This is a genomic window from Pseudarthrobacter sp. NPDC080039 (assembly GCF_040702335.1).
Lineage (GTDB): Bacteria > Actinomycetota > Actinomycetes > Actinomycetales > Micrococcaceae > Arthrobacter > Arthrobacter enclensis_A.
The window spans coordinates 24793-46238 of sequence record NZ_JBFBKY010000008.1 but is presented as its reverse complement, the minus strand read 5'-3'; the positions used below and the strand labels follow the sequence as shown (position 1 = coordinate 46238).

Genomic DNA, 21446 nt, shown 5'->3' with positions numbered 1-21446 from the left:
GGTGAATGCCGGTTTGGCCATCACGGCCGTCACTGTGGTGTCCCTGGCCACTGCCATCATTGGGTTCTACGGGCTGAGGGTCTCGCGCACCACGGGTGACTTCTACGTTGCTTCGCGGACGGTGCGGCCCTGGTGGAACGCGTCGGCAATCGGCGGGGAGTACCTGTCTGCCGCCAGTTTCCTGGGCGTGGCCGGCCTCATCCTGTTATCCGGGACCGATGCGCTCTGGTTCCCCGTGGGCTACACCGCCGGCTACCTGATGTTGCTGCTCTTCGTCGCCGCCCCGCTGCGTCGGTCCGGAGCCTATACGATTCCCGACTTCACGGAATCCCGCCTCTCGTCCCGGACGGTACGGCGGGTGACCAGCCTGGTGGTGGTGATGGTGGGATGGCTGTACATCGTGCCGCAGCTCCACGGCGCTGCGCTGACCATCCACATCGCCACTGGCCTGCCGTCCTGGGTGGGGTCGGTGGCGGTCGTGGTGGTGGTGTGCCTCACGGTGGTGGCCGGGGGGATGCGTTCCATTACCTTTGTCCAGGCATTCCAGTACTGGCTCAAGCTGACGGCACTGGCCGTGCCCATCCTGTTCATCATTTTCGTGTTGGCCGGGCAAGGCACCGAGCCGCAGTCCCTGCCTGCGGCCAACCCCACGGGCGCGCCGCCGGCCGGCCTGTACCAGAACGTCTCCCTGCTGGTGGCGCTGCTGTTCGGCACCCTGGGGCTGCCGCACGTCCTGGTGCGTTTCTACACCAACCCGGACGGCCAGTCCGCCCGGCGGACCACCCTGATCGTCCTGGGGCTGTTGTCCGTGTTCTACCTCTTCCCCACCGCCTACGGCCTGGTGGCACGTATGTTCGCCCCCGGGCTTGCCCGTTCGGGACAACCGGACGCCATGGTCCTGCGGCTGCCCGGCGAACTCGTCGGCGGGGTTCCGGGGGACCTCCTCTCCGCCCTGGTGGTAGCCGGGGCGTTCGCAGCGTTCCTGTCCACCACCTCGGGCCTGGTGGTGTCCTTGGCCGGCGTCATCAGCCAGGACGTCCTGGGCGGCGGGGTCCGGGGATTCCGGCTGGCGGCCGTGGTGTCCGCCGTCGTCCCCCTTGGTTTTGCCTTTATGACCGGGTCCCTGGCGCTGGCCGGAAGCGTTGGCCTCGTCTTCGCCTTCACCGCCTCCACCGTGTGCCCGGTCTTATTGCTGGGGATCTGGTGGCGCGGCCTGACGGATGCCGGAGCCATCGCCGGCATGGTGACCGGTGGCCTGCTGTGCGGCGGGGCGATGATCGCCGCGGCCGTGTCCGGTTCGGACCTTGCGCCGGCGTGGCTTGCGCAGCCTGCGGCGTGGAGCGTGCCCACCGCCTTCGCCGTGATGGTCACCGTCTCCAAGGCCACCCCGCACCGGATTCCAGCCACGATGCCGCGGATCATGACCCGCCTCCACACTCCGGAACGGCCGCTGGCGACCGAGAGGTGATCAGGAGGACAATAGCGCCATGTCCATGGAGGACGGCGCCGTGTCCAGCCAGCACGGCTCCCGCCAAAACGCCCCGCAGCACGAAGCAGGGGTTCCCGCCGCGGTGCGGGCCCAGCTGCTCGCCACGGAACATTGGGGGCTGCTGGCATCGCGCAGCACGGCCCAGGCCGAGGTGCTGACCCGCATCAGCATGTTCCTCACCTTCACCTCGGCCAGCGTGGTCAGTGCGGCACTGGTGGGGCAGGCGACCGGATTTTCCGACGCCTTCGTCCTGCTGGCCGTGGTTGTCCTGTTCATCGACGCCGCAATCGGGGTCCTGACGCAGCTCAGGGTGATGAATGTGGCCCACGAGGACCTGATGTACGTCACGGCGATGAACAGGCTGCGGGCCGCTTACGTGGACCTGGACCCAGGCGTGGCCCCATACCTGATGTCGGCACACCACGACGACCAGGCCGGTTCCGTCCAGACCTACTACTTTTTCGGCAACCGTGGCAGCTTCAGCCACGTGGCGGGCAGCAGCATGATCTTCATGACGACGGCGAACGCCGCCTTGATTGCCATCCTTGCGGGCCTGCTGGTCACGCTGGCGGGCGCCGGCACGGCACCGGCCGCGGTGACGGCCGCCCTGTGCGGAGGCGGGTTCTTGGCGGTGACCGCCGTTCAGGGGTACCGGAGCTACCGCACCATCTGGCGCCGTTTCTCGCCGCTGTCCCCCACCCCTCCGTCCGGGGTGTAGGGCCTGTTTCCACAGCCGGTCAGTCGATGGCCGCCATCAGTTCCACAACCCGGTCCAGGAAGGCATCGACCTGCGATTCCTCGTAGCCCTCACGCCCAACTGCGGGGCGGAAGACGGCGCGCCGCACGCTGTCCACGCTCAACGGCTTGTCCTGCTCGAGGTAGGCAACGAGTTCGCGGCACAGCCGGTCGACGTCGTCCGTGTTGTAGCTGCGGGCCTTGTTCCTTGTGGGCCGGCGGAAACGCTCTCCGTCCGGCCGGTGCAGCCGGCCGCGAAGGATGCCGGAAAGGTTGCCGATCTCGCGCAGCCAGGCGTCTTCGCCGCGGGCTGCAATCAGCTCATCGCGTTCCCTCCGGGCGAAGGCGTCCTCCAGCCGGTCCAGCGCGGCGTCCACCACGGCGGCCGAGTAGCCGCCCTTGACGGGGTCGAAGGACACGGCCCTCACATCAGTGCTGTTGACGGGATCGGTGGCGGCTTCAGGCGTTTCCAGGGAGACCCGGGCCCGCTGCAGGAACTGGTCCACCTGCCGGGCGTTGTAGCCGTACTCATTGCGCTGCACGCGCTCAAAGGACGCAGGGATCTGCCGATGAATGTCCAATGCCACTTCGATTCCTTCAATGCTCTTCAGCCGTAGTGCTTCCGCACCAGTTTAGGGTGCCGGGCGTGGTGCGCCCGCGCCGGACCCTGTTTGTGTCAGGTGCCCGGGTACGCCGGGCAGAGGTTATGCGCCGGCCACCAGGCCGTACAGGATAAAGGCCACCGGTGAGGCGAAGACGATGGAGTCCAGCCGGTCCATCACTCCCCCGTGCCCGGGCAGGATACTGCTCATGTCCTTGACGCCGAGTTCGCGTTTGACCATGGACTCGGCGAGGTCGCCGGCGGTGGCCGCTGCCACCGTTCCCACGGCCAGGACCAGGCCAACCCACCAGGGCTTGTCCAGCACGAAGATGGCTGCCAGGATGCCGATGACCACGGCGCCTCCCACCGATCCCGCGAACCCCTCCCAGGACTTCTTAGGACTGATCTTCGGCGCCATCGGGTGCTTCCCGAGGGACGCCCCCACCAAATAGCCGAAGGTGTCGTTGGAGACCACCAGCAGCAGCATGACGGCGATCTCCCACGCCCCGATGGGTGCCAGGCCGCCGGGCCAAAGCCCCAGCGGCGTCGTGCCGGCCGCGTGCAGGGGCAGGGCCGCGAAGCTGATGAAGAACGGCACCCAGCCCAGGGTGAAGACGCCCGCGAAAATACTGTTGGCCGATCCGGCGGCGCTTTCGATCGAACGCCACAACAGGACCGCCACCGCGCTGAGCAGGAGGGCAAACAGCTGGCTCTCGATCCCGCCGAAATAGGCGGCGAACGGCAGGGCCACCGTCCCGGTCATCACCGGCACGATCGGCATCCTGGTGCCGTTGGCTTCCAGGGCCCGGTAGACCTCCCAGACGCCGAAGACGGCGAAGGCCGTGACGATGGCTACGAATGCCAGCGGGAGGAACAGCAGGCCACCCAGGACTGCCACGAGCATGGCCAGGCCCACCGCGACTGCGGCGGGGAGGTTCCGCCCGGCCTTTGGTGTCGGGTTGCTCCTGGGCTGCTTCCCCCGTGTGCGCGCCCTGGCTGCCGGGGCCTGATCTGCCTGGCCCATCAGACTTCGAGCAGCTCTGCTTCCTTGCGCTTGAGCAGCTCGTCGATGCCGTCCACGTGGGCCTTGGTGAGGCTGTCCAGTTCCTTCTCCGCGCGGGTGCCTTCGTCTTCTCCGGCTTCGCCGTCCTTCACCAGGCGGTCCAGGGTCTCCTTGGCCTTGCGGCGGATGTTGCGGATGGAGACCTTGGCGTCCTCGCCCTTGGTCTTGACGATCTTGACGTACTCCTTGCGGCGTTCCTTGGTCAGTTCAGGAATGGTGATCCTGATGACGTTGCCGTCGTTGGACGGGTTGGCGCCGACCTCGGAGTCGCTCAGGGCGCGCTCGATGTCACGCATGGCGGACTTGTCGAACGGGGTGATCAGGATGGTGCGGGCGTCCGGGATGGCAAACGAGGCCAGCTGCTGCAGCGGCGTGGGCGAACCGTAGTAGTCCACCAGGACCTTGTTGTACAGGCCGGGGTTGGCACGGCCTGTGCGGACGGAAGCGAAGTCTTCCTTGGCTACCTCAACCGCCTTGTCCATCTTTTCTTCGGCTTCGAGCAAGGTTTCTTCGATCACGGTCTCTCCTGACGGTTCTGGTGCGGTCCGGGACGCCGGTTTATGCACTCACGCGGTTCTTTGTTGCTGGTTCCATCCCCGCCGGGAGGGGCGGGGATGGAACTGTCCTGAAATCATCCTAGCCGCAGCTAGGCGGTGACCAGGGTGCCCAGCTTCTCGCCAAGGATGGCGCGGGTGACGTTGCCTTCACCCTCCATGCCGAAGACCACCATGGAGAGGTTGTTGTCCTTGCACATGGTCATGGCTGTCTGGTCCATGACGCGGATGTCGCGGCGCAGGGCGTCGTCATAGCTGAGGGTTTCCAGCCGCTCGGCGGTGGGGTCCTTCTTGGGGTCTGCGGTATAGACGGCGTCCACCCCGCTCTTGGCCATGAGGACCACGTCAGCGTGGACTTCCAGGGCGCGCTGGGCCGCCACCGTGTCGGTGGAGAAATACGGCAGGCCGGCGCCGGCGCCGAAGATCACGACGCGGCCCTTTTCCATGTGGCGGATGGCCCGGCGCGGGATGTAGGCCTCGGCCACCTGGCCCATTGTGATGGCACTCTGGACCCGGGTCTCCACGCCTGCCTGCTCCAGGAAGTCCTGGAGGGCAAGGCAGTTCATGACCGTTCCGAGCATGCCCATGTAGTCGGCACGTGAGCGGTCCATTCCGCTCTGGGACAGTTCAGCGCCGCGGAAGAAGTTACCGCCGCCCACCACGATGGCCACTTCCACCTGGGGGACGGCAGCGGCGATCTGCTTGGCAACGTTGCGGACGGTTTCGGGGTCGACACCCAGTTTCCCGCCGCCGAAGACCTCGCCCGAGAGCTTCAGGAGGACCCGCCGCCGGCTCTTCTCTGAATTCGTGACAGTGTTGACGGCTTCCATGATGCCTTCCCGTTGGTGACGTTCGAAAAAAGGGTATCCTGCCGGATCCAGTGGTCGGAACCGGCCGCGCTCCATATGGACTGGCTTCCAGAGGATTGGGCGCATGCAAAAGGGGCGGCCACCGAAGTGGCCACCCCCTTGCAGTTTCGACTAGGAGCCGACGCGGAAACGCGTGAACGCGGTTCCCTTGACACCGGCCTCTTCGAGGACCTGTGCCACGGACTTCTTGGCGTCCTTCGCGAATGCCTGGTCAACCAGGACCTCACCCTTGTAGAAGCCCGTCACGCGGCCTTCCACAATCTTGGTGAGGGCGGCTTCGGGCTTGCCCTCGGCCTTGGCGGTCTCCTCGGCGATGCGGCGCTCGGACTCGACGAGCTCGGCCGGAACGTCCTCACGGGTGAGGTAGTTCGGAGCCATGGCGGCGATGTGGACGGCGACGTCGTGGGCGGCGGCGGCAGCGGCTTCGCCTTCACCGTCGACTGCGAACAGCACGCCGACCTGGGCCGGGAGGTCCTTGGAGGTCTTGTGCAGGTAAGCGTCAACCGTTGCACCCTCGATGCGGGAGATGCGGCGGACAACAACCTTTTCGCCCAGGATGGCGCCCTCTTCGACGACGACCTCGGACAGCGGCTTGCCGTCGACGTCGGTGGCGAGCAGGGTCTCGAGGTCGGCAGCGCCGGACTCGACGGCCACGGCCAGGACCTTGTCGGCCAGCTGGATGAACTTGTCAGCCTTGGCAACGAAGTCGGTCTCGCAGTTGACCTCGATCATGACGCCGACGCCGTTGCTGACCTTGGCGGCCACGAGGCCTTCGGCGGTGGAGCGGCCTTCACGCTTGGTAGCGCCCTTGAGGCCCTTGATGCGGATGATCTCGATGGCCTTCTCGGCGTCACCGTTGGCTTCGTCAAGAGCCTTCTTGACGTCCATCATGCCGGCGCCGGTGCGCTCGCGCAGGGCCTTGATGTCCGCGGCAGTGTAGTTCGCCATGTGAACCCCTCTGTCTAGAAATGTTTGGTGGTGTACGGACCGACAGGACGGCAGCCCACGGGTGCGGGCCGCCATCCTGTCAGCAGCTCCGGCTGCGGACAGCGCGGAGAAATCCGGATTTTGTGTCTTACTTGGCGTCTTCGGCGGGAGCCTCGGCAGCAGCCGGAGCTTCAGCGTCCTCTGCCGGAGCGGCAGCGGCTTCGGCCTTGTTGCCTTCGAGGAGCTCGCGCTCCCACTCGGCCAGCGGCTCTTCCGGAGCTTCGGTGGCGCCAGTGCCGCGGTTGTTGCGGGCGATCAGGCCCTCGGCAACGGCGTCGGCAACAACGCGGGTCAGGAGGTTCACGGAGCGGATGGCGTCGTCGTTGCCCGGGATCGGGAAGTCGACTTCGTCCGGATCGCAGTTGGTGTCCAGGATGGCCACAACCGGGATGTTCAGCTTCTTGGCCTCGTCAACGGCGAGGTGTTCCTTCTTGGTGTCGACAACCCAGAGCACGGACGGAGCCTTGGTCAGGTTGCGGATACCGCCCAGGTTGGACTCCAGCTTGGTGAGCTCGCGCTTGAGGAGCAGCAGTTCCTTCTTGGTGTAAGCGGAACCGGCGACGTCGTCGAAGTCGATCTCTTCGAGTTCCTTCATGCGCTGGATACGCTTGGCAACCGTCTGGAAGTTGGTCAGCATGCCGCCGAGCCAACGCTGGTTGACGTAGGGCTGGCCAACGCGGGTTGCCTGCTCGGCAATTGCTTCCTGGGCCTGCTTCTTGGTACCGACGAAGAGCACGGTGCCGCCGTGGGCAACAGTGGCCTTGACGAACTCGTAGGCACGGTCGATGTAGGACAGCGACTGCTGCAGGTCGATGATGTAGATGCCGTTGCGCTCGGTGAAGATGAAGCGCTTCATCTTCGGGTTCCAACGGCGGGTCTGGTGTCCAAAGTGGACGCCGCTGTCAAGCAGCTGGCGCATGGTTACGACGGGCATTCCGACGCTCCTTTATTTTCCGGCAGGTCATTCATGAGAGAACCCGGGGGCTTCTTACCCTGCCAATAGTTGACGGTTGATCAGCGTGGCCCGGACGGGCCGTGCTCCTGGCATCCACCGTTCTTCCCATCAGGACAAAAGCCTGACCGCAGGAAGTGCGGTCCTCCCCGGACGACGCCGGAGCGTTGGCCGCGGGAGGGCTGGATGCGCGTAGTCAGCCGCCGCTCCCCCACACTCCTGAATGAGATGTGCCGACGCAATCCGGACAGGGCCATACACCGCGGGGGTGAACCACTGGACGGGATGCGTTGAGGGCGCAGCAAACTGCTCCATCAAGTGTACTACAGGCGCCCCCGCCCAGCAGACAGCCGGACCCTGCCGCACCGTTGTCCACATAGCCGGCACCGGGCCTCCCGGCGCTCCCCTCACACGGACAGGCTGGGGGCATGAAAGCACCAATCCTCCTGGCCGCGCTCCTGCTGCTCCCCGCGTCCGTGGCATCAATTCCCGGGCCGGCCCTCCACTACAGCGGGGCGGGAAACGGGCAGCCTTCCGCGGCACGGCCTGCCGGCAACCAACAGGCAAGTACGACGACGGGCGGCGCAACGGGTGCCAGGCTTTCCTGGCTGTGGCCGCTGGCACCGCGGCCGCCCGTGCTGCGCGGTTTCGATCCGCCGCCCAGGCCCTGGCTCAGCGGACACCGCGGGGTGGACCTCGACTTTGCGGCAGGAACGCAGGTCAGGTCGCCCGCAGCGGGAACGGTGAGTTTCGTGGGAGCGGTGGTGGACCGTCCCGTGATCACCATCGATCACGGGAATGGGCTGCGCAGCAGTTTCGAACCGGTGGACAGCAGGCTGGCTGAAGGCTCCACTGTTGCTGCGGGCCAGGTCATAGGCACCGTCCTGCCGGGGCACTGCGTCGCTACACAGTGTCTGCACTGGGGCGTCCGGGACGGTGAGGACTACGTCAATCCTCTTCAGTTCGTCCTGGACCTCCGCCCCTCTATCCTGCTGCCGCTGCGTGGCCCGCCGTAGACCGTCCGGCCGCGCACGCCCTGGCGCGGCAGCCACGCACCCACCCGCGGCTAGACGATGGCGGAAATGCCGGTGATGGCGCGGCCCGTGACCAGGGTGTTGATTTCGGCCGTGCCCTCGTAGGAGTAGATGGCCTCGGCGTCGGCGAAGATCTTGGCCATCTCATAGTCGGTTACGATGCCGTTGCCACCCAGGATGCTGCGGCCCAGGGCCACGCTGTCCCGCATGCGCGCGGTAGCGAAGGCCTTGGCCAGCGCGGACTGTTCATCCTTGGCAATACCCTCATCCTCCAGTTGGGAGAGCCGGACCATCATGCCCATGGAGCTGACGGTATTGCCGAGGATCCGGACCAGCTGGTCCTGGATCAGCTGGAAGGAGGCCAGGGGCCGGCCGAACTGGTGCCGCTCCACCGCGTAGCGGCGGGCAACGTCGAAGGCGGCCAACTGGAGGCCCACGGCCTGCCAGGCGACCGACAGCCTGGTGGCCTTGAGGACCTTGTTGACGTCGCGGAAGCTGTTGGCGTTGGCCAGTTTGAAGTGGTCCGGGACCGCCACGTCTTCCAGGACGATATCTGCGTTCTGGACTGTCCGCAGGGAGATCTTGTTCTCGATCTTTGTGGCACTGAAGCCGGCCAGCGAGGTATCCACCATGAAGCCCTTGACCTGGTTGTCCGCAACATCGCGGGCGTACACCACGACCCAGTCGGAGAACGTGGCGTTTCCGATCCATCGCTTTGCGCCGTTGAGGATCCAGCTGTCACCGTCCCTGCGCGCGGTGGTCCGCGTTCCACCTGCCACGTCGCTGCCGCCCAGGGGCTCGGTCAGGCCGAAGGCGCCGATCTTTTTCAGGGCGTAGATATCAGGCAGCCACTCGTCCTTTTGCTCCTGGGACGCCAACAACTCGATCGAGCCGGTGAACAGGCCGTCGTGCACGCCGAGGAAGGTGGCAATGGAAGCATCAGCGCGGGTGACCTCCGCATGCAGCATGCCCGCGAACAGATTGGAGTAGCCCTGCCGCCGGACCGGGCTCACCAGGTCCAGCCCGGCGAACTTCGGCACCAGGTCCATCGGGAATTCGCCGCGGTTCCAGCAGTCCGCCGCCACAGGTTTGACCTCGCGCGCCAGGAAGTCACGGACCTCGGCGAGCCGGTCCTGCTCCTTGCCGGACAGAAGCTGCTCGAAGGCGAAGAAATCGCCATCCGCGTAGGGAAGCTCGTGGGATTCGGCTGAGGGGGCCATGAATACCTTCTTTGATGATCAGCGGTGACCATGCACGGGACGGAGCACGGTATGTTACTGGTCAGTAACATACCGCAGGGAATGGGGTTAACCAAGAAAACCGCGGCCGACGAAAATCGTCGGCCGCGGTTTGCAGCAGGGGTAGGGCTACTCGGACTTGAACCGAGGACCTTAGGATTATGAGTCCCGCGCTCTAACCAGCTGAGCTATAGCCCCCCAAAACCCCGGGAGCAGGTGTTTGAGCGCCGCGCTCCGGCAGGGCAAAAACACTCTAGCAAACCCGGGAAAGGCTTCAGACCACTTTGTCCTCATACGTGGCGCCGCGGTACAGGTCCTCGAAGGTCTGCAGGGTTCCCTGGAGGCTGTGTGGTTCCACCATCTGCCGGCTGGCGCGGCCCATGGCACGCTGTTCGTCTTGGGGCAGTTCCAGGACCTGGGTGATCTTCTTGGCGAGGTCGTCGCTGTCGTTGGGCGTGAAGAGGTAGCCGTTCTCACCGTCACGCACCAAATGCGGCAGGGCCATGGCATCGGCCAGGACCACCGGGGTGGAGGCGGACATCGCTTCCAGCGTCACCAGAGACTGCAGTTCCGCCGTTCCGGGCATGCAGAACAGGTCGGCGCGGATGTAGGCAGTGCGCAGTTCGTCGTCGCTGGCAAGGCCCAGGAACTTGACCCTGTCAGTGAGTCCGAGCCGGCGCACCAGGTCTTCCAGGGCCGGACGCACTTCCCCGCCACCCACGATTTCCAGGTGTACCTGCAGCTGTGGCGGGGTCTTGCTGATGGCCTCGATCAGCACGTCCACGTGCTTTTCCTCTGCGAGGCGTCCCGCGAAGAGCACGGTGGGGTGGGCGTGCGGCTCGATGTGCTCACCGGGCTGCAGTTCGTAGGCCGCGGAGTCGATGCCATTGGAGAGCGGCAGGACCTTGCGAAGGAAGGCGTGGTCGTGCATCGCCTTGGCAGCCAGGGGCGTGGGCGTGGTGACAACGTCAGCCTGGCCCATGACCTTGCCCATGTCCTTCCAGGAGACGCGCCCGATGATGTCCTTGAACCACTGCGGGAACGGCAGGAAGGGGTTCAGGTTCTCGGGCATGAAGTGATTGGTGGCGACAATGCGGACGCCGCGCTTCACGGCCTCGTAGAGAACGTGCTCGCCAATCATGTAGTGGCTCTGGATGTGTACGACGTCCGGTTTGACCCGGTCGAAGAGAAGGCTGATTTCCTTCTTGATTTCCCAGGGGAAACAGAGACGGAAGCTTTCGTGCGTGAACGCCCGGTGCGAGCGGAGCCGGTGCACGGTCGCTTCCTCGCGGAACTCGGTGAAACTCTTTCCCTTGCTGTCCCGCGACGCCAGGACATGGACGTTGTGGCCCCGGGCAGTCATGCCCTTGGCCAGCCGGTACCCAAACTGGGCAGCGCCGTTGACATCCGGCGGGTACGTATCGGCGGCGATCAGGATGGTCAGGGGGCGCTGGTCGGCGGGCGTGGTCATGGGAGTACTCCTGATGGTCACGGTGCGGGCAGCGTGGAACTGACAGCACGGTTGGCCTGTGGCGCGGGGGCACGGGGCCTCGTGGGATTGCTGGGTCGTGAAGGGAATGGGCTAGTGGGACGGCCTGCCGGCGGCCTTGCGCGCGTCCTTCCTGCGCTTGGTGACCTCCGGGTGGTGCCGGGAAAGGGCGATAACCCCAACGATAGCAAGGCAGGCGGCGGTTCCCATCGCAATCGCCATCACGGCATGGACGTCGGGACGCAGTTCGCCCAGGATGATGACGCCGATGGCAATGCCCACCATGGGGTCGATCACCGTAAGCCCGGCGATGACCAGGTCCGGCGGTCCGGTGGAATAGGCGCTCTGGACGAACCACGAACCCAGGCCGCCGGCGGCGATGATGGCCACCACCGAGTACCACTGCACGTTCAGCAGGAAGAGGCCGTTGGGATCCAGGAGGTGCTTGCCGATGATCCTGGTGAGGACCGCCACGAAGCCAAACAGGATGCCTGCGCCAAGGATGTAGATGAACGCGTTCATGCGGTGCCTGAAGGTCACGGCCAGCGTGCCGAAGAGCCCGACCGCCAGGGCCAGGAGCAGCACTATGGTGAGCTCGTCCGCGGGACTGACATGGTGGCTTTCCTGGGTGACGTTGACCGCCAGGAGGACGAAGAGCGCCGATCCCGTGACGCAGGCGGCGATGGAGACGGCGGTGGCGCGGTTAATGGTCAGGTCCTGGTCGCGGGCGTTGACGACGGTGGTGATGACCAGCGCGATGGCGCCGATGGGCTGGATCACTGTGAGCGGCGCGGACACCAGGGCTACGGCATTCATGGCCATGCCCGTGCACAGCAGCAGGAGCCCGAACATCCACCGGGGATTGCGGAGCAGGCGGAGGAAGCCGTTGGAACTCAGGGCAAGGCCGCCGGTGTCGGCCTTGACGGCGCTCCCCTGGCGCTGGGCACCCAGGGCGAGGCAAAAGGCGCCGAGCACCGCCAGGCCGACGGCCAACCACACCATCAGCCGTTCCCGCCGTCGTGCTGTTTCAATTCCCTGCCCTTTCGCAGGATGGCCCAGAAGTAGTTATACGCGGCAACCCAGTGGCCGATCAGCCCGAGGCCAAGGACCACCCAGGCGGCAATGAAGAGCTGGTCCGAAACCCCGGTATCCAGGCGGGAGAGGACCAGCAGCGGGGTGCCCAGGAGCAGCAGCCCCGTCCGCACCTTGCCCACCACACTGACGGGGAGGTCAGGGTGGCCACGGAAGAAGGAGAGCGTCAAGGCCAGCAACACAGCATCAGGCACCACCAGCGCGGCCAGGTACAGCCAATGTACGACGCCGGCAATCACCAGGGTGCATGCCACGGCCAGCAGGGCCAGCCGGTCGGCGATGGGGTCAAGGACCCTGCCGAGCCTGGAGGCCTGGTCGAAGCGGCGCGCAATGTAGCCGTCAATCCAGTCCGTCCCGGCCATGACGGCGAGGACGATCACCCCGGCTCCGTATTCCTTTTGGGCCAGGACGAGCCACATGAACAGCGGAACACCCATGAACCGCACCACGGTGAGCAGGTTGGGGATGGTGAACACGAGGTCGTGATCCACCTGGGGGCGGCCGGGGCGGGCGCCTGCGCCAATGAACTTCACCCGTCCCCTCTCCTTCCTGCGGCGCGGCAGCGCGGTGTGTCGGTGATGGATTGTTCGCGGAGACCCTGTTTGCCTGCGCCCTGCATCCCTGTTTCTTTTAGCGTGCCTTCTTTACCGTAGCCCGGTTCGGCAGGACGCTGCGCGTGGAAAACAGGGCCTAGGCGGAGCGGAACAGCTTGCGGAGGAGGACCAGCATAACCGTCCCCGCTGCCACGAAGGCCGCGAGCGGCTTCCAGCGCTTCGACAGCTCCGCCGAGCCGGAGACCCCGGCGAGCCTTTGGCCTGCCGCATCAACGCTGCGCCGGGCCAGGACCTGGCTCTCCCGCAGTTTGACCTGGGCGGCCGCCAGCAGGTACCGGGCCTGCGTCTTGAGGTCCAGTTCGGTGCCGAGCTCGTCCCGGACTTCGGTGAGATGGTGGCGCCGCTGGCTCAGGCGCCGCACCAGCTCGGGTTCGGACGCGTGCGGGAACTCCTGGCTCTGCTGGGCAGCCTTGGCTTCCTTCTCGGCCTTGGCCTTGGCAGCCGCTTCGGCCTTTGCGGCCTTCGCCGCCTTGGCCTCCGGGCTGTCCGGATCCAGGACAGCCGGGTTGAAGGCGGAACCTTCGCGGGCCACCCCGATGTCGTGCCTGATGCCGCGGATGGTTTCCTCGGGCATCAGCGGCATGGCTTTCTTGAATCTTGCCAGGCCGACCAGTCCGCCGATGAGGGCGATGATGAGGAACGCGGCGGAGACCAGGAGCGCTGCCAGCCAGGCAGGCATGATGGTGGCCAGGCCCATGATGGCTGCGACGATCAGTCCAACCACCAGGAGCGCCAGGAAGAGCAGCGCCACGGCGAAGAAGGCCGCGGCCACTCCCACCTGGATGCCCTTGCGTTTGAGTTCGATCTTGGCGAAGGCGATCTCGTCGTTGAGCTGGCGGGGGGCCAACCGGAAAAGGAGTCTTGCCGTCCCGGGCAGCGCAGTGATGCGCAATCCCGGGCTGGTGCGCCCGCTGTGACGTCCGCTCATCGGTTCCGCCTTACTGGTTCATGGGTCCATACTGCTTCCGTTGCTGCGGAAATGTGCAGCCGCACAGTCCACGCCCCCCAAACTACCATTCAGTTCAGGACGAACTTGGGGGCTTGCCGGGCGGCGCGGCCTACAACGATGCAAAAACGCTTCCGGCCGGGCCTAGGATTGTTCTTCGTGACCAATCCCCCCAATCCGGGCGACTTGCTGAGCCGCCGCCGGAAGCTTTTGTATATCCTCCTCCTGGGCGCCCTGACCGCCCTTGGTCCGTTCACGATCGACCTGTACCTGCCCGCCTTCCCGGCCCTGGAGGCCAGCCTGGGGGTGACCGAGGCCCAGGTCCAGCTGACGTTGGCAGGGACCACGGTGGGTTTTGCGTTCGGGCAACTGGTGGTGGGACCCTTCAGCGACAAGTTCGGCCGCCGGGTTCCCCTGATCCTGGCCACGGCACTGCACATCACTGCGTCCCTGGGAGCCGCCCTGTCCGCTGACATCACCACGCTGGGTATCTTCCGCGTCCTCATGGGCGTCGGTGCGGCCGGCGGCGGCGTGGTGGCAATGGCCATGGTGCGGGACCTGTTTTCCGGATACGCCATGGTGCGGATGTTCTCGCGGATGTCCCTGGTCAACGGACTGGCGCCCATCCTGGCCCCCGTCATCGGCTCCCAGCTGCTCCTGGTGATGCCGTGGCCAGGCATCTTCGTCTTCCTGGCAACCTACGGGACCCTGGTGATCACGGCGGCCCTCCTCCTGGTGCGCGAGACTCTTCCCCCGGAAAAGCGGGGGCAGAGCGGCATGACTGCCGGGCAGCGCTACAAAGCGCTCTTCAGCGACCGGATCTTCGTGGGTCTGCTCATGGTGGCCGGGTTCAACTTCGGCGGCCTCTTCACCTACCTCTCGGCGTCGCCCTTCCTTTTCCAGGACGTGTTCGGCTTTTCCGCGCAGCAGTACGGGCTGCTCTTTGGCATCAATTCCCTGGGCATCGTGGCAGGCGTGCAGACGAGTTCGCGGCTGATCAGGATCGTCCCGCCGCAATGGATCCTTGCCGGGGCCACGGCCTGGATGTTCCTGATGGCCCTGCTGATAGTGGTGTTCGACCGGGCCGGCCTGGGCCTGTGGGGCGTCATGGTGCCGCTGTGGTTCTACATCATGGGCACCGGCTTCATGTTTCCCTGCGTCCAGGTACTGGCGCTGGCAGCCCACGCAGCGCAGGCAGGTACAGCGGCATCACTGCTTGGGGCGGCAACGTTCCTCATGGCCGGGCTGATCTCCCCCGTCGTGGGGTGGCTGGGCATCACCAGCGCGGCCCCGATGGGCGCCGTGCAGGCCGCCTGCATCCTGGCTGCTATTGGAGCACTGTGGCTGGTGGTCCGTCCCCGCACTGTACCCTCAATCCATTGAGTCGCCCCGCCGCTGCCGCCACAACCCCGGAGCTCCACAAGGAAGGCCGTCCATGAGCCGAAAACCGCACCGGAACAGCAGGGGACTTTTCCTCGGGGCGGTGCTGGGCGCCGTCGTGGGCTATTTCGCCGGCCGCGCCGTGGGCAACCCCGCCTGGGGCATCATCCTGGGGACGCTGGCCGGCGCCGCGCTCCTCTACCGGGTGAATCCGGGGCCGCGGAACCGGGGGCCGGGGAAACGCCGGTGAGAATGCGGGCCGCAGGGTTTTGTCCGCCCGGGGAGCCTTCCCTGCCTTACTGCCCCCTCCCGCGATAAAATAATCCCGTGCCCAGCTGGCAGAACCAACCGCCACTTCCGGCCACATGGCAACGGTGCGACGCCCGGATCCTGCCACTGTGGTGGGAGCGCCTGTGTGCGCAGGCGGGACAGCAGTCAGCGGCCCTGTACGCCGCCGGGCTGTTCACGGAAGACCGGCGCCGGCCCATCGCCCAATGGTTCAATCCCGCCTTCAAAGCAGCCCTGCTGGTGGCGCCGGAGACCTCCCCCGAATGGCCCGTGCAGCGGTTCGGAATCTTCTACGCTCCCCCGGACTCCGGGTTTGTCAGGATCCACTCGGCGCCGCACGAATGGAACCCCCGGGAGCCCCGGAAGTCGCCCACCGAGACGGAGGCCTTCCAGGCAGCCATCGCCGAGGCCGAAAGGTTCCTCCAGGTGGAAATGGACTTCGTCTGACCCACCGCCCCACAGCCAGGCTTCCCACCCCGCGGAAAGAAAAAGCCCCGTTCCTCCAGCTGGAGGAACGGGGTTTTTTCGTAGCGCTCCTCCTGCTGGACTTGAACCAGCAACCCTTCGATTAACAGTCGAATGCTCTGCCAATTGAGCTAAGGAGGAATGAAGCAGGTATGACATTAGCAAAGGTTTCCGGCGGAAGGGAAATCGGCGGAATTCCGGGCCCAGACGGTCCATTGGGCAAACAAAAATCCCCGTTCCGGAGGCCGGAACGGGGATGGAAGCTCCTCCTGCTGGACTTGAACCAGCAACCCTTCGATTAACAGTCGAATGCTCTGCCAATTGAGCTAAGGAGGAATGAAGCGGGTATCAGCCTAGCAAACACCTGCGGCGGAAACGAAATCGGGGTGGCAGTGATCTCCCCCACCCGGCGGGGGCGGCAGGCGGGGCTACGCCTCGGCCCTCAGCGCCCGGCGTTCCATCTCCAGCATCAACAGCTCACGGTTAAGCCGCTGGTAGGTCTCGGGGTCAGCTGCCGCATCCAGCCTCTGCAGCTGGCCCATCTTGTCCGCCTTGACCCGGGTGATCTGCAGTTCGAAGAGCCGGGACAGGATATCCCGGCAGTACTTCAGCACCGCCTCCTCGGTGTGGGCGGGCAGCGGAACCACTGCCAACTCCGAGACCAGCGGCCGGAGCGGCTCCGGGACCTCATGCATCACCTGCTCCACCCATCGCACTGGATCGCCTGTCAGTCCTGCACCGCTGGCCCGCATCGCGTCGTGGACGGCCTGGAAGGCGGGAGTGGCAAACCGCGCGGCAGCAAACCTGTCCCACACCCCGCCGCCGAGCAGGGCCGGCTGCTGCAGCGCCACCTCCAGCGCCTGGCGCTCCATGGAGGCCACGGGGTCGCGCGGGTCGGGGCGGTTGAAGGAAGGGACAGCGCCCGACGACGGCCCGGCAGCTACGCCGGGACCGCCTGGCTGGGCGGGAGCAGGGCGGGAGGACCCTCCCGGCTGCTGCTGCCCTGGAGCCGGGGACCTGCCCGGCTCACCTCGTTTCGCGGCGTTCTTCACTTCCGCGTTGACCAGGCGCAGGACCTCGTTGGGGTCCGGCATACCCAGCCACCCCGTGAGCGCCTGGCAGTAGCCGGTCCGGGTGGACGCGTCGCGGATGGCGGCCACCACGGGGACGGACGCTTTCAGGCCCTGGACCCGGCCTTCCACGGTGTCCAGGTTGAACTGCTTCAGCGTGCTGCGGATGGCGAACTCGAACAGCGGCCTGCGGGACTGGATCAGGGCGTGCACTGCCTCGTCACCCCTGCTGAGCCGCAGGTCGCAGGGGTCGGCCCCAGTAGGTTCCACGGCCACATAGGTCTGTGCAGTGAAGCGCTGGTCCTCCTCGAAGGCCCGCAGGGCCGCCTTCTGGCCGGCCGCGTCGCCGTCGAAGGTGAACACCACTTCTCCCCCGGTGCCGTCGTCGGACAGAAGCCGGCGGGCAATCTTGATGTGCTCGGTGCCGAACGCGGTGCCGCAGGTGGCCACCGCCGTCGTGATTCCTGCCAGGTGGCACGCCATTACGTCGGTGTACCCCTCCACCACCACGAGTTGGCGGTCCTTGGCGATGCTGCGCTTTGCCAGGTCGATGCCATAGAGGACCTGGGACTTCTTGTAGAGCGTTGTTTCGGGCGTGTTGAGGTACTTGGGTCCCTGGTCATCCTCGTAGAGCCTGCGGGCGCCGAAGCCAATGGTGTCGCCGGCGATGTCCTTGATGGGCCAGATGAGGCGCCCCCGGAAGCGGTCATAGATGCCCCGGTTGCCTTCGCTGAACATGCCGGTGAGCTTGAGTTCGGCATCGGTGAAGCCGCGGCCGCGAAGGTGCTTCAGGAGCGCGTCCCACCCCTGTGGCGCGTAGCCGCAGCCGAAATGCTCCGCCGCCGCCCGGTCAAAGCCCCTGCCGAACAGGAAGTTGCGCGCCTCGGCGGCGCCGGGAGTAAGCAGTTGGGCGCGGAAGAATTCGCCGGCGATCTTGTGCGCGTCCAGGAGCCGCTGCCGACGGCCCACTTCCTCGCGGTTGGGACCCGTTCCGCCGTCCTCGTAGCGGAGCTCGTAGCCGATCCGGGCGGCCAGCTTTTCCACGGCTTCCTGGAAGGAGCTGTGGTCCTGCTTCTGGACGAAGGCGATGACGTCGCCGTCCTCGCCGCAGCCGAAGCAGTGGTAGCGGCCCACCTGGGGACGGACGGTGAAGGATGGCGAGCGCTCGTCGTGGAAGGGGCACAGACCCTTGAAGGTTCCCAGCCCGGCGCCCCTAAGCGTGACGTAGCCGTCCACCACTTCCTTGATGTCCGTGCGCTGGCGTACTTCGTCGATATCTTCACGTTTTATCAGCCCAGCCACACAGCAATCCTACTGTCAGTGCCGGGTGCCGGTGTCCCGGGCTCCCCCGCCGGGTGTCCGCGGGGCCGGTTCCTGAGCCGCCCGCTGCTGCAGGCTGAGGGCCAGCTTGGGGCAAAGGAAGACGGCTTCTTCCGCCGCTTCACGGTCCGCGTCCCGCAGCGGAACGTCCGTCCGTTCGCGGCCGGCTTTCCCGCGGGCCACCGGGTAACCCCAGTCGTCCCGGTCCAGCACGCCGGGAAGCAGTTCGGTGCACAGGCCCCGGCCGTCACAGCTGGTCCAGTCGATGTGCAGGTACGTTTTCATGCCGCCGCACCTCCCGGGGCTGCGCAGTATCCGGAAAGGTGGGCGCGGAAGTCCGCGGCGAAAACCTCCAGCGCGCTGCCGACCAGCCCCGTGGTCCCCTCCGGATGCCGGCACGCGCCGCGGCCGGAAACCAGCCGGCCCAGGCGGTCCAGTTCGGCGGTGAGGCGGGGGTTGCGTTCCCCTCCGGCGATCCGGTTCAGGACGGATGCCATCGCCGGCAGGCCAAACATGCAGGGGCCACACTGCCGGGCGGACTGGCCGGCGAGGTAGCTGACGATTCCCGCGGTTGCCTGGATGCCGCAGGCGTCCGTACCCAAGGCGTGGATCACCCCTGCGCCCGGCCGTACCGTGCGCGCCGGCGGCCCCACGGGCGAGAGAGCGTGCTCGGCGGGCCGCACCCAGCGGCCGTGGTATCCGCCCACCAGGACCGCAGAAACCGATCCGGACGGCATCCCCGCTTCCGCCAGGACGGCGGAAAGATCCGCCCCGCCGGGCACCTCCAGCACAACATCGCGCACCGGGGCAGGCCCGGAGACGGAGACCAGCCGGGTGCCCGGATCAGTTGGTGTCCCCGCCTCCCTGAACCAGGGGGCACCGTACCGGGCGATCAGGGCAACCTGGGCGAGGGTTTCGACATTGACCACCAGCGTGGGACGGCCGTGGAGGCCCGACTCGCTGAGGCGGCGGCGCTGGTCCGTTGGAACCGCGGCACCGTTGCCGATCATATTGACGACGGCGGACGACTCGCCCGAGATAAAGGTTTCCGGGGACTGCACCACACGCACCCGCTTGCCGCCGGGACGCTCAGCCAGGGCCTGCTGTACGCGCGGAAGGGTGACGGCCGGTGCGTAGACGTAGAGTCCGGCGCCGCCAAGGGCGCCGCCCAGGGCAAACAGCCCGTCGAGCACCAGGTGGGGTGCATGGGCCAGCAGCGTCCGGTCCTTGAAGCTGAGCGGCTCACCCTCGGCGCCGTTGGCGATCACCACGGGCCGGGCAGTAAAAACGCCCTTCCTGCCGGTACCGGCAGCGGCCGTGGCTTTGCGCCAGGTTTCAAACGCCGCACCCCCACGGCCGGTCAATCCGGATGCTCCGAGCGCGTCCAGCAAGCCGGGCCCTCCGGCCTGCGGCTCCCAGGGGCCGAAAGCCTCCAGGTGCCGCGCCCAATCCGCCTCCGGGCCTGCAGCCAGCAGGCGTGGCTCCTGGCGTGGACTGGCGTGTTGGGGCGCCTGCAGGGGCGCCGTGGGGACGGTGCCGTTGAAATCATCCCGGTAAGCGTCCTGGTAGCCGTCACGGGGTGCGGACGGGCGGGTGTCACGGGCTTGGCTCACGGGAGGTTTCCTTGCCTGGCTTGGGACGTTTCGAGGAAGGACGGGCTCAGCCGCCACAGCAGGGCCGCTGCAACGGCCACCGCGGACGCAGCAGCGAGCAGGAGGAACCACCCGCTGGAGACGTCCGTACCGTTGCCGAGTGCGTGGGCCATGGCCACAGGCCAGACACCATAGCTGAGCCAGTGGACCGCCTTGAAGGTGCGCTGCCCGATCCGGTGGCGCAGCAGCCCCGTCACTACAACAGCCAGGACCAGGTCCAGGGCCACCGTCCCCAGCCCCTGCCAGAACGGCTGGAAGGAGCCCAGGAACGGCACCACGATGTCCACCGGGTTCAGCTTGGCATAGGAGTCAAGAAGCAGGGATCCCACGTGCAGCCCGAGGAAGACAGTGGCGAGCAGGGCGATGTTCCGGTGCAGGAGGCTGATGGAGAAGCGCGGAAGCACCAGCATGGGCCGGCCGGATCGGTTAAGGATCCCCAGCAGTACCGACGCGGTGAACAGTGCCAGGGAAACGAATCCGCTGACCCTGCCGAAAGCCCACAGTGCCTCATCCATGGCGTGCACCTTCGCTGACGCTTGCTTTTCCAAAGTGACGGGAGTTTTGATCTGCCTGCGTGCTGTCCCCCGGGCTTTCGATTCCGGCAGGGAGGTAGTTCTCGGCAGGCCAGCCGCCAGTGGCGGCCACCCTGCCCCGGCTGTCCACGAGCCGCGCCGGGATCCCTTCGGCCCGGAACCATTCGAGGGCCGCGAAGCCCCGCACTATGGCCGCGGTGCTGAAGGCATTTGCCTCCAGACATGAGGGGGCCGCCACGGTCACCGAACGCCACACAGGGTCGGCAGGAAGGCCAAAGCGGGGATCAAGGATGTGGTGTACCTGGGCTCCCTGGTGCGTCCACCGGCGCTTTTGCGTACTCGACGTGGCCAGGGCGAAACCGGGGGCAAGCGAAACGTGCTGGGCGGGGTCGGAGGGCAGGTCCTGGACCAGGATCTGCCAGGGGCCGGGTTCGCCGTCCTGCTTGGGTCCCGCTCCTGCACTGGCCAGGTCGCCGCCCAGGCTCACCAGCACCCCGCAGCCCAGCTGTCGGTGCACTTCAGCCGCAGCGAGGTCCGCTGCAACGGCCTTGGCCGATGCGCCGAGGTCGAGGCGCAGGTCCGCGGGAAGGGTCAAGGTGCCGGCGTCGAGGTGCAGGCGGGACCAGCCCGGCGCACGCGGTGCGGGCACTGCCGGCGTGGAGGGCGCGGGCGGCACCGGAATGCTCCTCATTCCCGGGTGCCCCGTGGTTTCCGCATGGGCGCCCTTCCGGGGCCCATGGCCGAGGGCGGCCAGCTCGGCGCCGAGGGTGGGGTCAGCATCCCCGCCGGTCAGGTGTGCGGCGTCGAGGGCGCGCTCGAGGAGATGCTGGAACATCGGACTGACGTTGACGCCCGATGGCATCAGGGGCTGGAGCCTTACCAGTTCCGAGTCGTCCCGGAACCGGCTGCAGGCGCGGTCCACGGCGGCGACGACGTCGCGGACGATTTCCTCCGCGGCACCGAGGACACCGGGTTCCGTCACCGTCACCGAGGCCTCGAGCCCCCACACCGTCCATCCCGCCTGTGCGACGTCCCGCGGGGTGGCTGGGCCCGCGGCGGTCCCTGAACCTCCCAC

Annotated in this window: 22 protein-coding genes and 3 tRNA genes; 6 read left to right on the top strand and 19 right to left on the bottom strand. The window is 66.7% G+C overall.

Annotated elements, in window-relative coordinates:
- Position 1: 1 nt before the first annotated feature.
- Positions 2–1468 (top strand): cation acetate symporter, encoded by a 1467-nt coding sequence (locus AB0313_RS11265; protein WP_366305562.1) that lies wholly within the window; start codon positions 2–4, stop codon positions 1466–1468.
- Positions 1469–1487: 19 nt separating this feature from the next.
- Positions 1488–2207 carry a hypothetical protein gene (locus AB0313_RS11260; protein WP_366305560.1) on the top strand — a complete coding sequence of 240 codons (720 nt, stop codon included), beginning with the start codon at positions 1488–1490 and terminating at the stop codon, positions 2205–2207.
- A gap of 19 nt (positions 2208–2226) precedes the next feature.
- Here the strand turns inward: AB0313_RS11260 and AB0313_RS11255 are convergent, their stop codons facing one another.
- The 6 genes from AB0313_RS11255 to rpsB form a co-directional block, all read right to left on the bottom strand.
- Complete coding sequence (locus tag AB0313_RS11255; protein WP_307303538.1) at positions 2227–2811, bottom strand: DivIVA domain-containing protein; 585 nt, start codon at positions 2809–2811, stop codon at positions 2227–2229.
- A gap of 117 nt (positions 2812–2928) precedes the next feature.
- Entirely contained in the window at positions 2929–3849 is a 921-nt protein-coding gene (locus AB0313_RS11250; protein WP_141940726.1) for a phosphatidate cytidylyltransferase, read from the bottom strand.
- A complete protein-coding gene (frr, locus tag AB0313_RS11245) occupies positions 3849–4406 on the bottom strand; it encodes a ribosome recycling factor (protein WP_141940725.1) in 558 nt (185 codons plus the stop codon). Before frr ends, AB0313_RS11250 begins: the two co-directional genes overlap by 1 nt.
- A 128-nt stretch (positions 4407–4534) precedes the next feature.
- Complete coding sequence (pyrH, locus tag AB0313_RS11240; protein ID WP_141940724.1) at positions 4535–5272, bottom strand: UMP kinase; 738 nt, start codon at positions 5270–5272, stop codon at positions 4535–4537.
- 150 nt (positions 5273–5422) lie between these two features.
- Positions 5423–6259: a translation elongation factor Ts gene (gene tsf / locus AB0313_RS11235; RefSeq protein WP_141940723.1), complete on the bottom strand. Its 837-nt coding sequence runs from the start codon at positions 6257–6259 to the stop codon at positions 5423–5425.
- 127 nt (positions 6260–6386) lie between these two features.
- Positions 6387–7232, bottom strand: coding sequence for a 30S ribosomal protein S2 (rpsB, locus tag AB0313_RS11230; RefSeq protein WP_141940722.1), 846 nt, complete (start codon positions 7230–7232; stop codon positions 6387–6389).
- Positions 7233–7678: 446 nt separating this feature from the next.
- On the opposite strand from rpsB, the gene AB0313_RS11225 reads away from it, so the two are divergent.
- A complete protein-coding gene (locus tag AB0313_RS11225; RefSeq protein ID WP_366305556.1) occupies positions 7679–8266 on the top strand; it encodes a M23 family metallopeptidase in 588 nt (195 codons plus the stop codon).
- Between the two features lie 50 nt (positions 8267–8316).
- Here AB0313_RS11225 and AB0313_RS11220 read toward each other — a convergent pair whose 3' ends face one another.
- The 6 genes from AB0313_RS11220 to AB0313_RS11195 all read right to left on the bottom strand — a co-directional run bounded on the left by AB0313_RS11220 (position 8317) and on the right by AB0313_RS11195 (position 13645).
- Positions 8317–9504 (bottom strand): acyl-CoA dehydrogenase family protein, encoded by a 1188-nt coding sequence (locus AB0313_RS11220; protein WP_307303529.1) that lies wholly within the window; start codon positions 9502–9504, stop codon positions 8317–8319.
- A 142-nt stretch (positions 9505–9646) separates the two neighbouring features.
- A tRNA-Ile gene (locus AB0313_RS11215) sits at positions 9647–9720 on the bottom strand.
- A gap of 76 nt (positions 9721–9796) precedes the next feature.
- Positions 9797–10993: a glycosyltransferase gene (locus AB0313_RS11210; protein ID WP_141940719.1), complete on the bottom strand. Its 1197-nt coding sequence runs from the start codon at positions 10991–10993 to the stop codon at positions 9797–9799.
- A gap of 111 nt (positions 10994–11104) precedes the next feature.
- Positions 11105–12013 (bottom strand): DMT family transporter, encoded by a 909-nt coding sequence (locus tag AB0313_RS11205; protein WP_307303528.1) that lies wholly within the window; start codon positions 12011–12013, stop codon positions 11105–11107.
- A complete protein-coding gene (locus AB0313_RS11200) occupies positions 12013–12636 on the bottom strand; it encodes a CDP-alcohol phosphatidyltransferase family protein (protein WP_141940717.1) in 624 nt (207 codons plus the stop codon). Before AB0313_RS11200 ends, AB0313_RS11205 begins: the two co-directional genes overlap by 1 nt.
- Before the next feature lie 157 nt (positions 12637–12793).
- The gene (locus AB0313_RS11195) at positions 12794–13645 is read right to left on the bottom strand and encodes a phage holin family protein (RefSeq protein WP_307303526.1); all 852 of its coding nucleotides are present in this window, start codon (positions 13643–13645) and stop codon (positions 12794–12796) included.
- A 177-nt stretch (positions 13646–13822) separates the two neighbouring features.
- Here AB0313_RS11195 and AB0313_RS11190 point away from each other — a divergent pair, with 177 nt between their 5' ends.
- From AB0313_RS11190 to AB0313_RS11180, 3 genes are all read left to right on the top strand, one after another.
- Complete coding sequence (locus tag AB0313_RS11190) at positions 13823–15046, top strand: multidrug effflux MFS transporter (protein ID WP_307303524.1); 1224 nt, start codon at positions 13823–13825, stop codon at positions 15044–15046.
- A gap of 52 nt (positions 15047–15098) precedes the next feature.
- The gene (locus AB0313_RS11185) at positions 15099–15293 is read left to right on the top strand and encodes a glycine zipper 2TM domain-containing protein (RefSeq protein ID WP_307303521.1); all 195 of its coding nucleotides are present in this window, start codon (positions 15099–15101) and stop codon (positions 15291–15293) included.
- Between the two features lie 77 nt (positions 15294–15370).
- On the top strand, positions 15371–15778 hold the full coding sequence (locus AB0313_RS11180; RefSeq protein WP_141940713.1) for a hypothetical protein: 408 nt from the start codon (positions 15371–15373) through the stop codon (positions 15776–15778).
- Between the two features lie 86 nt (positions 15779–15864).
- Here AB0313_RS11180 and AB0313_RS11175 read toward each other — a convergent pair.
- The 7 genes from AB0313_RS11175 to AB0313_RS11145 form a co-directional block, all read right to left on the bottom strand.
- Positions 15865–15937, bottom strand: a tRNA-Asn gene (locus AB0313_RS11175).
- A 122-nt stretch (positions 15938–16059) separates the two neighbouring features.
- Positions 16060–16132: transfer RNA gene (locus AB0313_RS11170), tRNA-Asn, on the bottom strand.
- Positions 16133–16224: 92 nt separating this feature from the next.
- Entirely contained in the window at positions 16225–18168 is a 1944-nt protein-coding gene (gene dnaG, locus AB0313_RS11165) for a DNA primase (protein WP_366305552.1), read from the bottom strand.
- A 15-nt stretch (positions 18169–18183) separates the two neighbouring features.
- A complete protein-coding gene (locus AB0313_RS11160) occupies positions 18184–18471 on the bottom strand; it encodes a ferredoxin (RefSeq protein WP_141940711.1) in 288 nt (95 codons plus the stop codon).
- Complete coding sequence (locus tag AB0313_RS11155; RefSeq protein WP_366305550.1) at positions 18468–19799, bottom strand: NADH-ubiquinone oxidoreductase-F iron-sulfur binding region domain-containing protein; 1332 nt, start codon at positions 19797–19799, stop codon at positions 18468–18470. The genes AB0313_RS11160 and AB0313_RS11155 overlap by 4 nt, the downstream gene beginning before the upstream one ends.
- Positions 19796–20353: a ferric reductase-like transmembrane domain-containing protein gene (locus tag AB0313_RS11150; protein WP_307303513.1), complete on the bottom strand. Its 558-nt coding sequence runs from the start codon at positions 20351–20353 to the stop codon at positions 19796–19798. Before AB0313_RS11150 ends, AB0313_RS11155 begins: the two co-directional genes overlap by 4 nt.
- On the bottom strand, positions 20346–21446 hold the full coding sequence (locus AB0313_RS11145) for an FAD:protein FMN transferase (RefSeq protein ID WP_366305548.1): 1101 nt from the start codon (positions 21444–21446) through the stop codon (positions 20346–20348). The genes AB0313_RS11150 and AB0313_RS11145 overlap by 8 nt, the downstream gene beginning before the upstream one ends.